This window comes from Beijerinckia mobilis, assembly GCF_000745425.1.
Lineage (GTDB): Bacteria > Pseudomonadota > Alphaproteobacteria > Rhizobiales > Beijerinckiaceae > Beijerinckia > Beijerinckia mobilis.
In genome coordinates this window covers 40,660-54,348 of the sequence record NZ_JQJH01000011.1, presented here as the reverse complement: position 1 = coordinate 54,348, position 13,689 = coordinate 40,660, and the positions used below count along the sequence as shown (strand labels likewise).

At 62.0% G+C, this 13,689-nt stretch carries 7 protein-coding genes; 4 read left to right on the top strand and 3 right to left on the bottom strand.

What is annotated here, in order from left to right:
* Positions 1–287: 287 nt before the first annotated feature.
* The 3 genes from DL88_RS10295 to DL88_RS10285 all read left to right on the top strand — a co-directional run bounded on the left by DL88_RS10295 (position 288) and on the right by DL88_RS10285 (position 6,215).
* Positions 288–2,189 carry a sigma-54-dependent Fis family transcriptional regulator gene (locus DL88_RS10295; RefSeq protein WP_034995573.1) on the top strand — a complete coding sequence of 634 codons (1,902 nt, stop codon included), beginning with the start codon at positions 288–290 and terminating at the stop codon, positions 2,187–2,189.
* 291 nt (positions 2,190–2,480) lie between these two features.
* A complete protein-coding gene (locus DL88_RS10290) occupies positions 2,481–4,439 on the top strand; it encodes a hypothetical protein (RefSeq protein WP_034995734.1) in 1,959 nt (652 codons plus the stop codon).
* A 180-nt stretch (positions 4,440–4,619) separates the two neighbouring features.
* Positions 4,620–6,215, top strand: a complete 1,596-nt coding sequence (locus DL88_RS10285) for a PEP/pyruvate-binding domain-containing protein (protein WP_034995570.1) — start codon at positions 4,620–4,622, stop codon at positions 6,213–6,215.
* Between the two features lie 45 nt (positions 6,216–6,260).
* Here DL88_RS10285 and DL88_RS10280 read toward each other — a convergent pair whose 3' ends face one another.
* The gene (locus tag DL88_RS10280; protein WP_034995567.1) at positions 6,261–6,692 is read right to left on the bottom strand and encodes a MerR family DNA-binding protein; all 432 of its coding nucleotides are present in this window, start codon (positions 6,690–6,692) and stop codon (positions 6,261–6,263) included.
* Positions 6,693–6,771: 79 nt separating this feature from the next.
* Here DL88_RS10280 and DL88_RS10275 point away from each other — a divergent pair, with 79 nt between their 5' ends.
* On the top strand, positions 6,772–9,177 hold the full coding sequence (locus DL88_RS10275) for a heavy metal translocating P-type ATPase (protein WP_084705109.1): 2,406 nt from the start codon (positions 6,772–6,774) through the stop codon (positions 9,175–9,177).
* Positions 9,178–9,216: 39 nt separating this feature from the next.
* On the opposite strand, the gene DL88_RS10270 is transcribed toward DL88_RS10275, so the two are convergent.
* Both DL88_RS10270 and DL88_RS10265 read right to left on the bottom strand, forming a co-directional pair.
* Entirely contained in the window at positions 9,217–10,524 is a 1,308-nt protein-coding gene (locus DL88_RS10270; protein ID WP_245270755.1) for a lytic murein transglycosylase, read from the bottom strand.
* Positions 10,484–13,654: an efflux RND transporter permease subunit gene (locus tag DL88_RS10265; protein WP_034995562.1), complete on the bottom strand. Its 3,171-nt coding sequence runs from the start codon at positions 13,652–13,654 to the stop codon at positions 10,484–10,486. Before DL88_RS10265 ends, DL88_RS10270 begins: the two co-directional genes overlap by 41 nt.
* Between the last annotated feature and the right edge of the window lie 35 nt (positions 13,655–13,689).

Sequence of the window (13,689 nt, the reverse complement as noted above, 5' to 3'; positions counted from 1 at the left end):
GGAAGGGCAATCGACCGGAAAGAATAAAAGAAAGGTCCGGGCGGGGGCTCGTCTTTACGCTAAGATGGATCAGGAAATGATAGGAAGAATTTACCGATAGATCTGCTAAAAAGCGGGCGCAAAAAATCAATGTCCACTTGCCCGGCTGATGTCATATAAGCAAAGCAAGTGCGGTCAAAAGCTAGCCGCCATGGGGCATAGACCTTGATCCCCTTCCTGCATCCGTGCGGGCAATCTTCCGGGAGAGAAGAACGGGATCGGGGGAACAAGTCAGGGAGGGCCAGGGGTTGGGACCGGATGAGGAGGGTCGGCCCGTTTCCGCGGCGTCGCACGCGGAGCATATTTTTGCGGTTTCCTGTGGCGCGGCGTCGATCGGTCCATCGCCGGTTGGTTCCTCGATCGTCGCTTCCTGGCGGCGTTGCCTGGAACATTACAAGCTCGATCCCGAGCGCCAATCGGACACAAGGATCTTGTCGCGCGGTGAATTGCGCGGTGCACGGGAAAAGCTCGACGATCTCCTGGCTTTGTCCGACCCCATTCTCAGTGAACTCTATGGTCAGGTCGGTGGCCTTGGCTATGTCGTCCTGCTGACCGATCGCGAAGGGATCACGCTGAATGCGCGGACGCAGGAGGATGTGCGGTCTTACCAGAAATGGGGCCTCTGGACGGGATCGGTCTGGAGCGAGGATTTCGAGGGCACGAATGGGGTCGGCCTGTGCCTTGCCGAGCAGAGGCCGGTGACCGTGCATCGCGGCGAACATTTCAGGACCCGCCATGCCTCGCTCACATGTACCGTCGCGCCTCTATTCGGCCCGGATGGCGAGATGATCGGTAGCCTCGATATTTCGGCTTTCAATCCGGAAATCGACACGCGCATCGTCACTTTCGCGCAAAATACCACGACTCTCGCGGCCGGATGGATTGAAGCTGCTGCCTTTCGTCGTGCCTATCGGGATTGCTGGATCGTGTCCCTGGGGGAATCGATTGCCGGCAAGGCTCTGCTTGCTTTCGATGGTGATCGGCGTCTGGTTGGCGCGAGCCGCCTCGCCCGGCTGCAGCTCGGGCTCGATGAAATGACGTTGCGCCAGGGTGTGGAAGTTTTGCAGGGAGAGACGGGCGGCGGCCAGCGCGGAGGCTTCCAGCGCAATATTGCTTCCCGCGATAGGGCTTCCGATGAGGCGCCCTTGGTCCGTGCCGGAGGCCGAACATTTCTGGTGCTTGGCGCTTCCCTGCCATTTTTGCCGCCGCTCGTTGCAGGCGGCAGACGACGTGCCGCGGCGCGGCCGGCGCCTGTAAATTCCCTGCCACTCGATTTTCTGGCGGGAGAGGAGTCCAGCCTGCATGCCGCGGTCAGGCGCATCCGCGCGGCGGCGGCGATGCAGATGCCCTTGCTGATTCATGGCGAAACCGGGAGCGGCAAGGAAATCTGGGCGCGTGCGATCCATGCTGAAAATGCGGCGAGCCATCACCCGTTCATCCGCTTCGATTGCCGGATGGCTGGCGGCGGGAGCCAGCCATCCGATCTTTGTGACGCGCTTGAGGCCGCTTTCGAACAGGCCGCCTGCGGGACGCTCTTCCTCGATGAGATTGCGGAACTGCCGCTCGCTCTCCAGAGCATGGCCGTGCCGCTGCTCGATCGTTGGAATGGCGCCGGCTCTTCCTCGCCGGTGCGTGTGATTTCCGCGACGCTGCAGCCGCGCGCGGCGCTCGCCGATCCGCAGCGGTTTCGCGCCGATCTTTATCACCGCCTGAATGGTTTCTCCTTCGATCTGCCGGGATTGCGGGAGAGGCAGGACAAGGAAGCGATCATCGATCGTCTCTGTAATGAGATCGCGCCCGGACGCTCACTCTCGCACGAGGCGCGGGCGGCACTTGCGGCCTATGACTGGCCGGGGAACTGGCGGCAATTGCGGCAGGTTCTGGAACTTGCCGCCGCTGGAGGCGGGGCCTCCCGTCTTGAACGGTCAGATTTCGATCTGCCGCCCCCGCCTCATCAGGAGCAGCAGAATGCGCCGCCCCGCCTTGATGCGCTGGAAGCGACGGAACGCGAGATTATCATGCGGCAACTCGTCCGGGAGCATTTCGATATTGTGAAAGCGGCGGCCCATCTCGGCATGAGCCGGGCGACTCTTTACCGCCGCATCAAACAGTACCGGCTGGCAGTGCCAGGACGCCCGGACCGATCTTAGAGCGCTTGCGGATGTTTTCGAAACGCGCGATCGAAAATGCTCCAACGGCCATTATTCATTGAGATTTGACACCTGCGGCGGGGGCTTACCGGCAACCTGATGTCATTTGGTTGTCATGTTCCGGTCGCAGGGTCCGCGGGCGATTCGCGCATGATCCGCCGCGTCTCGCTCGCGTTTATTGCATTTGATAATCCTCCGACTTCTCCCGAAAAGGGCTGCCCCTTTCCGGTTTGATGACGAGGGCGGAAGCGCATGCGCTTCAGTCCCATTCATGTCCATGAGGGCTCGCGGATGAAATCCGAAATCATCGAACGGCTCGGACAGAGCGAAATCCTGCTGCCGACCCTGATCCGGCAGGGTTTACGGGCCAATGACCAGGTCAAGCTGCGGCTTGCCGTTCTGCAGGCCGCAGCCCGCAGGTCCGAGGCGGCGGATGCTCCGCCTTTCGACCTGGCCGCCGATTGCAGCGCTGCCGGTATTGATGCGGTGGCGATGGAAGCTTTGGTGCGTGACGCGCGGCTCGTGACGCCGACGACCTTGACGGCTCCCGGGCTCGACCAGCTTCTCGAGGCCATCTGGAACGATGTCGCCACTATGGCGCATTCCGTCTCTGCCGGGGATCATGATGCTGGCGAGGCGGGGCTCGCGCGGCTTGCCGCGCTCCGCGATAGCGCGGGTGAAAATGGCAAAGGCGAACAGGCTGGCAAGGTCGAAGCGGCGGATACGCTCGCTCTCGCCCGCATAGCCGCACTCGGCTCTCTTTCTGCGCGGCACGAGGACAGCCTGCATCGCCTCGTCATGGATCTGCACAAGGCCTTGAACCAGCTTGCAGCGACCCATGCGGAAGAAACATTCGCCGGTGCCAATGTCTTTGGCCTTACGGCAGAGGATCGCATCGACGTCGCTGCCTTCATGAAAGGGGTCGATGCGACGCGCAAGCTCAAATTCGATCATCCGGGTCTTGGCACCAATGCGATGCGCGGAGAAGGCCGGCTGGTGATTCAGAATGATATCGGCGAGACCGAGGCGCATGTCGTTGTCATCACCGTCGAACCGGCCGAAATCAGCATCACCTATACGGATGTGCATCTCGACCGCGCGCGGTTCTTTTCGAACCTTTTCGATGGTTTTGCCATGAACTGGAGCGGCCTTGAGCGCAAGGATGCCCAGGGTATCGGCGACGAGGCGGCCTTCTATCTGACGACGGGGCGCTTTGCCGAGAAGGATCCGGCGCGGCGCGGTGCCTTTCTGGAAACGATCGGCGCGAGCCTCGTTTTTCTGATCGATTGGAACAAGGCGCGTAAGCTGCTGCGCACATGGGTGTCGAAATCCGACGCCAGCCAGATTCTCGATTGGGCGGCGCGGCACCGTTTCGGGCATCGCGCTTTTCTGGAACTTGGCGGCGGTGATCTGCTCGCCTCTGCCGTGCGCAACGCGACGCCGTCACGGATCGGTTTCGGCGAACGTCTCGATCATGCGCTCGGGCGCGAAGCGGCGCTCGAATTTCTCGAAAATGTCTTGCGCGTTTCGGCGGAAACCCTGCTGGCCGGCGCGACCGTCCGCCTTGCGCGTGATCGCATCGAAGCCGATCTCATGCGCCGTATGCGCAGCATAGACAGCGCCCTTTTGGGTGTCGTCGTTCGCCAGGCGGGCCTCGCGCGCGATATTGCCGATGGCATTGCCCATCTGATCGCGGCGCGGCGCGCGGGTTGGAAGGTGGATGGCGACCATCTCGCGGAAAGAGCCAGGCACATCGAATTGAAGGCCGACCGGATCGCTGTCGCCGCGCGTGGTGAAATCGCCCGGTTGGGCGTTGACCGCTCGATCGAGAGACTCATCGATCGGGTGGAGGAATCGATTGACGAAATCGAGCAGGCGGCCTTCGTGGCTTCGCTGCTGCCGGATGATCTTTCTCCTGATTTTCTCGCTCCTCTCGGCGAACTCGGCGCGGCTGTCGTCGCCAGTGCGCAGGCCATGGCGGCCGGCACCGCCGCCGCGATGGATGTTCCGCAAGGCCATCGCGTCGATTCCGAAGACACATTCGAAGCCTGTATGCGGCTCGGCGAGAGCGAACATCTGGCCGATGTGGCCGAGCGCCGGCTGACGGCTTTGGTGCTGCGTGATGGTCATGATCTGCGCGCTTCGCTTGCCGTCCTGGAGCTGGGGCGCGCACTGGAACGGGCGACGGATCATCTGTCCGGCGCGGGCCTGTTGCTGCGTGATCATGTGCTGGCCGATTTGTCGCGCTAGGGCGTTTGGGGACTATCTGAAACGCTCCACCTGAAAAGTTCGAGCATTGTTCAAGCGTAACGCTCTCTGAAAATGCTCCGGTACGTTCAAATCAGGACGATCAATCGTCCCGGTATTCGCCAGATCGAGGAATTTGGAACCAGACGTCTCCACCTCGAGAGGAAAGAACGGAAATAATTCATGCAGATCGTGCGCATCGGGTCCCGGATCAAAGAGACCCACTCGGCCGAAGAGATTGGCGCGAAGGCGGCCAATCTGGAGCGCATGGCGGCGCTCGGCCTGCCGGTGCCGCCGGCCTTCGTCCTGCCTGTCTCACTCTGCGCGGCGATTTTGCGGCGCGATCCGGCAGCCGAACAGGCGCTTGCGGAAGGCTTGCGTGAAGGCATTCATTATCTCGAAACCGAAACCGGCAGGGTTTTCGGCGACCGGCGCAATCCACTTCTCGTCTCGGTGCGTTCAGGCGCCGCGCGCTCGATGCCGGGCATGCTGGAAACGGTCCTCGACGTCGGCTGCACGCCGGCGGCAGTGATGGGGCTCATTCGCCAGACAGGCCATCCGCGTTTTGCCTGGGATTGCCGCTGCCGTTTCCTCGACAGTTATTCGGATGTCGTTCTCGGCATTGATCCCCTCCTGCTGCGCAAGCGCCTCGATCAGATCCTGAAGGAAGAAGGCGCGGGGGAACTCGACGATCTCGATAGCGAGGCGCTCGAACGTCTGGCTGGCCTCTATCACGAGGCGGTGGAGGACAAGGGCGGTCTTTTGCCGGAGGAGCCTCTGCGTCAGGTCGAGGCGGCGGCGCGCATGGTGTTCTGGTCGTGGAACAGCGACAAGGCCAAGACCTATCGTCAGCTGCAGAAACTGGACATGCTGGCCGGCACGGCTGTCACGGTCCAGACGATGGTTTTTGGCAATGCGAGCCTGATCTCTGGCGCCGGTGTCGCCTTCTCGCGTGATCCCTCGATGGGCGCGAAGGAACCGGTGATCGACGTTCTGTTTGAATCCCAGGGCGAGGATGTGGTTTCCGGCCGGCGCACCCCGGTTACGGAAGCGGCGCTCGCCCGCAGTCTTCCGGCTGTCGCCGGCCAATTGCGCGAGGGGCTCGTCCGGCTCGAAAAAGCCTTTTGCGATGTGCAGGACGTTGAATTCACGATTGAAGACGGCAAGCTCTGGTTCCTGCAGACGCGCTCCGCCAAACGGACGCCCGCCGCTGCCCTGCGCATCGCCGTCGCGCTGGTCGAGGAAGGGCTCATCAAGCCGGAGGAAGCCCTGCGCCGGCTGCGGGAGGTCGATTTCGATCCAGCCGACAGCCGCTTGTCGCGTCAGACGCTGGCCGGAGTCGGCGATCCCGCGGGGCAGGGCACTGGCGCGTCCTCGGGAGTCGCGGTCGGCCGCGCGGCTTTCGATTCCGAAAGCGCCGTCCGTCTTTCCCATTCGGGCGAACCGGTGATCCTCGTGCGGCCAGAGACGAGCACGGCGGATGTGGCCGGCTTCGCGGCGTCGGCGGGGATCGTGACGGCGGTTGGCGGGCGCACGGCCCATGCGGCGCTGGTGGCGCGGCAGATGGGCAAGCCCTGTATTGTCGGCTGCCAGAACCTGTCGCTCGATGCCACGAACCATCACGCGAGCCTCAACGGTCTGACGATCCGGGAAGGGGATTGGCTCTCCATCGACGGTGGGTCGGGGACGGTTTTCGGCGGCAAGGGCAAGATCGTCACCGATCGTCCGGAGGCGGAACTGGCGGAAGTGGCGCGCTGGAACCAAAGCGTGCCTGCATAGGACACGCTTTCTGGCATCGGTCGCGGCCTGCTATCCTCTGCAGCTTTATTCGCTTCTTGTCGCCATCACCTGATTGTCGCCGCCAGCAGGCTTCCCGGCGAGACAATCAAGGATGGGACAGCTTGGCTTGTCATCGTCCGGGCAGCAGGTGATCAGGGACCGCAGCAATTCCGCCATTTCCTGTAGCCCGGCAATCCGCGATTCCAACATCTGCAGATGGCGCGCGGCGATTGTGTGCGCCTCCGAGCTCGACCGGTTCTTATCACGCCAAAGTGACAACAGCGCGCTGATCGTCTCAAGCGAAAAATCGAGGTTGCGAGCGCGGCTGATGAATTTCAGATCATCGACGACGATGTCGGAATAGAGTCTATAGCCATTTTCCAACCGGTCGATGGGCTGCAGAATGCCGATAGCCTCGTAATAGCGGATCATCTTCACGGAGACGCCGGATTTTCGGGAAGCCTCGCTGATCTTCATCGCCAAAACTCCTGTTGACCCTCCCATGATGGGAAGGTCTAGGCTCGAATTCAATGGATGCTGGAGAAGGCGGCTTGGAATGACGGCGGACCGTGATCATGAGCGTCGCAATCACGCGGATGAATGCGCGCATGAACATCATCCGATGTCATCGTTTGTTGCAGCGAGCGTGCAGGATCCTGTCTGTGGGATGAGCGTCGATCCGAACACAGCAAAACATCATTTGGAGCATGCCGGCAAAACCTATTTCTTCTGCTCGGCAGGGTGTCAGACGAAGTTCAAGGCCGATCCCGGCCATTATCTCGCACCTGCACAAGGTGCCGCGCATAGCGGATCGAATGTCCGGACCGCCACTGCTGCACCGGAAGGCACGATCTACACCTGTCCGATGCATCCCGAGGTGCGACAATCGGGGCCGGGCTTCTGCCCGATCTGCGGCATGGCTCTGGAGCCGGCCGGTGTAAACGCCGGGGGCGCGCCCAATCCCGAACTTGCGGATATGACGCGGCGGTTCTGGCTGGGGCTGATTCCGACCATTCCGGTCTTTTTGCTTGAAATGCTCGGCCACGTTCTTCCCATAGGAGAAAAGCTCGGTTTCCAGACGCTGAACTGGATCGGTTTGGTTCTGGCGACGCCCGTCGTCCTGTGGGCCGGTGCACCATTTTTCGAGCGCGGCTGGCGTTCGCTCATCACGCGCCAGCTCAATATGTTTACCTTGATCGCGCTCGGCACCGGCACAGCCTGGCTTTACAGCGTGGTGGCGACGCTGGCGCCTGGCCTGTTTCCGGCGGCCTTGCGCACGCATCATGGATCTTTGCCGACCTATTTCGAGGCGGCCGCCGTTATTACTGTTCTTGTCCTTCTTGGTCAGGTCCTCGAATTGCGGGCGCGTGAGCGTACTGGCGGCGCGATCCGTGCCCTGCTCGATCTTTCCCCGAAACATGCGCGGCGCATCCGTGCCGATGGGATGGAAGAGGAAATTCTCCTTGCCGATGTCCATCCCGGCGACCGGCTGCGTGTGCGTCCGGGCGAGAAAGTTCCCGTCGATGGCAAAGTGATCGAAGGCCGGTCCGCCCTCGATGAATCGATGGTGACCGGGGAATCGATGCCGGTTACGCGGGAAGTCGGACAGCAGGTCATTGGTGGAACGCTCAACAAGAGCGGCGGTCTGGTGATCGAGGCGCAACGTGTCGGCAGCGAAACGCTGCTGGCCCGCATCGTTCATATGGTCGCCGAGGCACAACGCACGCGCGCACCGATCCAGGGTGTCGCCGATCGTGTTGCCGGCTGGTTCGTACCCCTGGTCCTTGCCTGCGCCGTTCTGGCCTTCGCGGCCTGGATGAGTTTCGGTCCGGAGCCGCGTTTCTCTTATGCGCTGCTTGCCGCTGTTTCCGTCGTAATCATCGCCTGTCCCTGCGCGCTCGGTCTCGCCACACCCATGTCGATCATGGTCGGTGTTGGGCGTGGCGCACAGTCGGGCATATTGATCAAGAATGCCGAAGCGCTGGAACTGCTGGAGAAAGTCGACACCTTGATCGTCGACAAGACCGGCACGTTGACGGAAGGTCATCCGGCGGTGACCGCTGTCATCGCGGCAAATGAAGCGCATTCTGAAGATACATTGCTCGCCATGGCGGCGGCGGTGGAACGTGCGAGTGAACATCCGCTTGCGGTCGCTGTGGTTGAAGCCGCGCAGGCGCGCAAGCTGACGATTCCCGAAGCCTCTGACTTTTCCGCACCTGCCGGCAAGGGCGCCATTGCGCTGGTTGACGGCAAAAAGCTCTTCATTGGCAATGCGGCTCTTTTGGCGGATCAGCAGATCGATATTTCGCCGCTTGCGGACAAGGCTGAGGCGTTACGGCGCGACGGCGCAACGGCGGTCTTCGTCGCGATCGATGGGCACCTTGCCGGGGTGATCGGCATTGCCGACAAAATCAAAGGGACGGCAGCCTCTGCCTTGCAGGCGCTGCGGGCGGAAGGCATTCGCGTCGTCATGGTGACGGGTGATAACAAGACCACGGCATTGGCCGTCGCGCGCCAGCTCGGCATCGACGATGTCGAGGCGGGCGTCGCCCCCGAGCGCAAGGCGGAAGTCGTGCAAGCCTATAAAAAACAGGGCCGCGTCGTCGCCATGGCTGGTGACGGCGTCAATGACGCACCGGCTCTTGCCGCCGCCGATATCGGCATTGCCATGGGGACCGGCACCGACGCGGCGATCGAGAGCGCCGGCATGACCTTGCTCAAGGGTGATCTCGTGGCCCTCGTCAGGGCGCGACATCTGTCGCGGGCGGTAATGCGCAACATCCGGGAGAATCTGGTCTTCGCCTTCATCTATAATGCGCTTGGCGTGCCGGTGGCGGCAGGTGTGCTCTATCCCGCTTTGGGGCTGCTTCTGTCGCCGGCGATTGCCGCGCTTGCCATGTCGCTTTCCTCGGTCAGTGTCATCGCCAATGCCCTGCGCCTGCGCATGGTCGATCTCAAATAGCGGCGCTTGGAGCAGCTTCCGGATAAATCCGAAAGGGCTCTATGGCTCAACCTTGGCGCCGACCATCTGCCGGTAAAGCGCTTGCGTCGCGAAACCATCGGCGCTTTTGGGATCAAGCCGTTTTTGATAGGCGTGGATCGCATCGCGCGAGGCCTGGCCGAAGCGCCCGTCGATCGTGCCCTGATAAAGGCCGAGGCTTTGGAGATGGTGCTGGATCGCCGCTTTCTCCTTGCGGCTGAGTTCCGGTCCAGTCTCGGGCCATTGCGCTTCGATGATGTCTTTCGCGGCACGCTGGCGTTTCAGGCTGTCGGCGAGCAGGGCTAGCGAAAGAGCATAGGCATCTGAATTATTGTAGGCTTTGATGATCCAGTAATTATCGGACAGAAGAAAGGCCGGACCTTGTCGCCCGGCAGGCAGAAACAATGTTGCCGCGCCGCGCTCTGGCATCGAATCACCGGAAGTGGCTGTCACGCCATCGCGTTTCCAGTCGGCGAAATCCCGATGCAGCGTATTGATAGCGAGTCCCTGCGGCAGGCGGACTTCGACACCCCAGGGCAAATCCCGCTGCCAGCCGGAACGGGCGAGGAAATTGGCGATCGAAGTCAGTGTGTCGGCTGGCTTGTGCCAGAGATCGGGATAGGGCTGCCCGTCGAAGCCGATGCCATAGGCGAGATAGGCCGAGGGCAGGAATTGCGGATCGCCCATGGCGCCTGCCCAGGACCCCTGCATGTCGGCGCGCCGCACCTTGCCGCTTTCGAGGATTTTCAGTGCCGCGATGAGTTCCTGGGCGTAGAGCGGACGCTCGGGCAGGGCATAGGCGAGGCTCGCCAGTGACCGGAAGAGGTCGCTCGTGCCGCGCAGCCGGCCGTAATCGCTCTCCATGCCCCATGCGGCGATGAGAATCTCCCCCGGGACGCCATAGCCTTGTTCGAGCCGGTCGAGTTCCTTGGAATAATGTTCATGCAGGGCGCGGCCATGAGTTCGGCGCGCCCTGCCCGCCGCCTGGGCGAGATAGAGCCGCAGGGGCCGGTCGAATTCCGGCTGGGCCATTGCGGCGCGTGGCGGGGCCGGATCAAAGACGAGACCGGGAAAAGCTGTATCGAAGGTCGCGCGACGGATGCCCGCTTTCTGCGCCTCTGGCCAGAGCCTTTCCAGAAAGGCACCGAAGCTTTGTCGTTCTTCGGTGCCGGAGGGTGTTTGCGCCAAGGCTGGCGACGGTGCCGCTGGCGCGAGACCGCAAAGCAGCCAGCCGGTGAGGCCGAGGCGATGGAGGGTCTGCCTTCTCCTTCCGCCTGTCATCGCCGGTTCAGGCTGGTGAATGCGGCGGTTGCGAGGAAACCGGCTCATGCGGCACATCGCTTCGGTGCGTTCTGCGGCTCACCCGTTCGACCATCCGCTGGAAGACCACGTAAAGCATCGGAATGAGGAAAATTCCGATGGTGCTCGCGGCCAGCATGCCGAAGAAGACGGGCGTACCCACTGCCCGGCGGCTTAATTGCGCCGCACCGGTCGCCCGGATGAGCGGCAGGAGGCCGAGCAGAAAGGCCAGCGATGTCATCATCACGGCGCGGAACCGCATTTCCGCGCCAAGTGCCGCGGCTTCCAGAATCGTCGCTCCGCGTTCCCGCTGTTCCTTGGCGAATTCGACGATCAGAATGCCGTTCTTGGCGGCAAGGGCGATCAGCACCACGAGGCCGATCTGGCCATAGAGATCGAGCGAAAGGCCCATCACCAGAACACCAAGGAAGGCGCCGAGCACCGCGACGGAGACGGAGAGCAGGACCGGCACCGGAATGACCCAGCTTTCGTAAAGACCGACGAGGAAGAGATAGGCGAACAGAACGGCGAAAGCCAGGATGAAGCCTGTCTGGCCGGAGACCTGCGATTCCTGATACGCTGTGCCTGTCCATTCATAGGAGAACCCGGCCGGCAGTGTACGGTTCGCAAGCGTGCTCATGGTTTCAAGCGCGGTGCCCGAAGAAACGCCGGCGGCTGGGGAGCCATTGATCAGAATCGCTCGGTAATTGTTGTAGCGGGTGATGATCTGTGGTCCCTGGACCATGCGCACGGTGGCGAGTGAGGCCATCGGCACCATCTGGCCGTTCTGGTTGCGGATATAGATCTGCCAGATATTGGAAATATCGCGCCGGTCCGCTGCCTCGCCCTGGATGTTGACCTGCCAGGTGCGCCCGTAAAGATTGAAATCGTTGATGTAATAGCCACCGAGCGTGGCATTGAGCGCGTTGAAGAGATCGGAAATGCCGATGCCGAGCGCTTGCGCCTTGTCGCGGTCAATATCGAGATAGATCGATGGATTGGAGGCTGTGAAGGTCGAAAAGACGCGGGTGAGTTCGGGCCGCTGGTTGGCGGCGATGATCAGGCCCTGCATGACGCTCGAAAGCTGGGGCGGATCCTGACCTTCCAGACCTTCGAGCATGAATTCGAAGCCGCCGCTGGTCGAAAGGCCGATGATCGGTGGCAGGTTGAAGGCGATGACGCGGGCGGTGCGGATTTCCGCCGCCGCCTGCATGAAGACCTTGGCGATGAGCGCCTGCGCCGAATCCATCGCTCCCTGGCGATCCTCGAAGGGCTTGAGATTGGCGACCATGAAGCCGCTGTTGGCCTCATTGGCGCCGTCGAGCAGCGAATAGCCGGTGATGGCGAAGGTCGCCTTGACCTGCGGCATGGCGAGCAGCATGCGCTCGACGCGTTTCACCACTTCATTGGTGCGGGCGACGGAAGCACCGTCCGGCAATTGGATGGAGATGAAGAAGGCGCCTTGATCCTCCTCCGGCAGAAAGCCTGTCGGCGTTTTGAAGGAGAGGCCATAGACGCCCGCGCCGAACAGGATGACGAGGAGCACGGAGACGAAGGAGAAGCGCAGCAGCCTGACGACGATGCGGGCATAGCCGCCGCGCACGGCATCGATGCCGCGCAGAACATAGGACATGAAGCCGCGCCGCGGACCGCCATGGCGCAACACCACAGCGCAGAGTGCCGGCGAGAGCGTAAGCGCATTGAGGGCGGAAATCAGCATGGAGGCGCTGATGGTCACCGCGAACTGGCGGAACAATTCGCCTGAGGTACCGGGAATGAAGGCAATCGGCACGAAGACCGACAGCAGCACCAGAGTGATGGCGATGATCGGCGCGGTGATCTGTGCCATCGCTTTCTTGGTGGCCTGCGACGGCGTAAGATCGGGTTCCTCCTCCATGACGCGTTCGACATTCTCGACGACGACGATTGCGTCGTCGACGACGATGCCGATGGCGAGGACGAGCGCCAGCAGCGACACCGTATTGGCGGAAAAGCCGAGTGCCAGCAGAATGGCGAAAGTGCCGATGAGACTGACCGGAATGGCGATCGTCGGAATGATCGTCGCCCGGACGCTACCGAGGAACAGAAACACGACGATGACGACCAGGACGAAAGCTTCGACGAGCGTACGCAGCACTTCCCGTACCGTATCGGTGACGAAGGTCGTCGCATCATAGACGACGGTGGATTTAAGCCCTTCGGGGAAACGCTTGCCGACGCGCTCCAGCACCTTGCCGACCGCGGCGGCGGTCTGCACCGCATTGGCGCCGGGCGAGAGATAGATGCCGATGCCGACCGCCGGCTTGCCGGAGAAGCGGCCTTCGGCGTCCTCGTTCTGGGCGCCCATCTCGACCCGTGCGACATCGCGCACGCGCAGGACCGAACCGTCGGGATTGGCGCGGATGATGATGGCGCCGAATTCGTCGGGCGTCACCAGCCGCCCCTGCGTCTGCAAGTTGAACTGGAACTGCTGGTCATCGGCGATCGGCCGCGCGCCGATACGGCCGATCGGCGCCTGGATATTCTGCGTCTTGATTGCCGCGATGACATCGGAGGGCGCGAGGTTGAGGCTGACGAGACGGCTCGTGTCGAACCAGATGCGCATCGAATATTTGAGATTGCCGAACAGGCTCGCCTGTCCGACGCCCGGCGTGCGCGCGATTTCATCGAGCACGTTGATCGTCGCATAATTGGTGATGAACAGCGGATCCTGCGCGCCATTATCGCTGTAGAGCATCATGAATTGCAGCACCGCCGAAGAGCGTTTCTGCACCGTCAGGCCCTGTTGCCGCACCGCCTCTGGCAGGAGCGGTGTCGCCGTCTGCACGCGGTTGTTGACATTGACCGTGTCGATATCGGGATTGGTGCCGAGCGCGAAGGTCACCGTCAGCGTATAGCTGCCATCGTCACCACTCGCCGATTTCATGTAGAGCATCTTGTCGACGCCGACGACCTGGGCTTCGAGCGGCTGCGCGACGGAAGCCTCGACTACCGCTGCCGAAGCGCCGGGATAGGTCGCTGTGACCTGGACCTGTGGCGGCACGATATCGGGAAATTGCGAAATCGGAATCCGGGTAATCGAGATGGCGCCGGCGATCGTGATCACGATGGCGATGACGATGGCGAGGCGGGGCCTGTCGATGAAAATCGATGAAAACATGGCGCGTCATTTCATCAGGAGAAAGCCGACGATCG

What these genes read in the sequence shown, in the direction of transcription:
- DL88_RS10285 (WP_034995570.1), top strand. Translation starts at nt 4,620, where the DNA reads ATGCAGATCGTGCGCATCGGGTCCCGGATCAAAGAGACCCACTCGGCC.
- DL88_RS10265 (WP_034995562.1), bottom strand. Translation starts at nt 13,654, where the DNA reads ATGTTTTCATCGATTTTCATCGACAGGCCCCGCCTCGCCATCGTCATC.
- DL88_RS10290 (WP_034995734.1), top strand. Translation starts at nt 2,481, where the DNA reads ATGAAATCCGAAATCATCGAACGGCTCGGACAGAGCGAAATCCTGCTG.
- DL88_RS10280 (WP_034995567.1), bottom strand. Translation starts at nt 6,692, where the DNA reads ATGAAGATCAGCGAGGCTTCCCGAAAATCCGGCGTCTCCGTGAAGATG.
- DL88_RS10275 (WP_084705109.1), top strand. Translation starts at nt 6,772, where the DNA reads ATGACGGCGGACCGTGATCATGAGCGTCGCAATCACGCGGATGAATGC.
- DL88_RS10270 (WP_245270755.1), bottom strand. Translation starts at nt 10,524, where the DNA reads ATGAGCCGGTTTCCTCGCAACCGCCGCATTCACCAGCCTGAACCGGCG.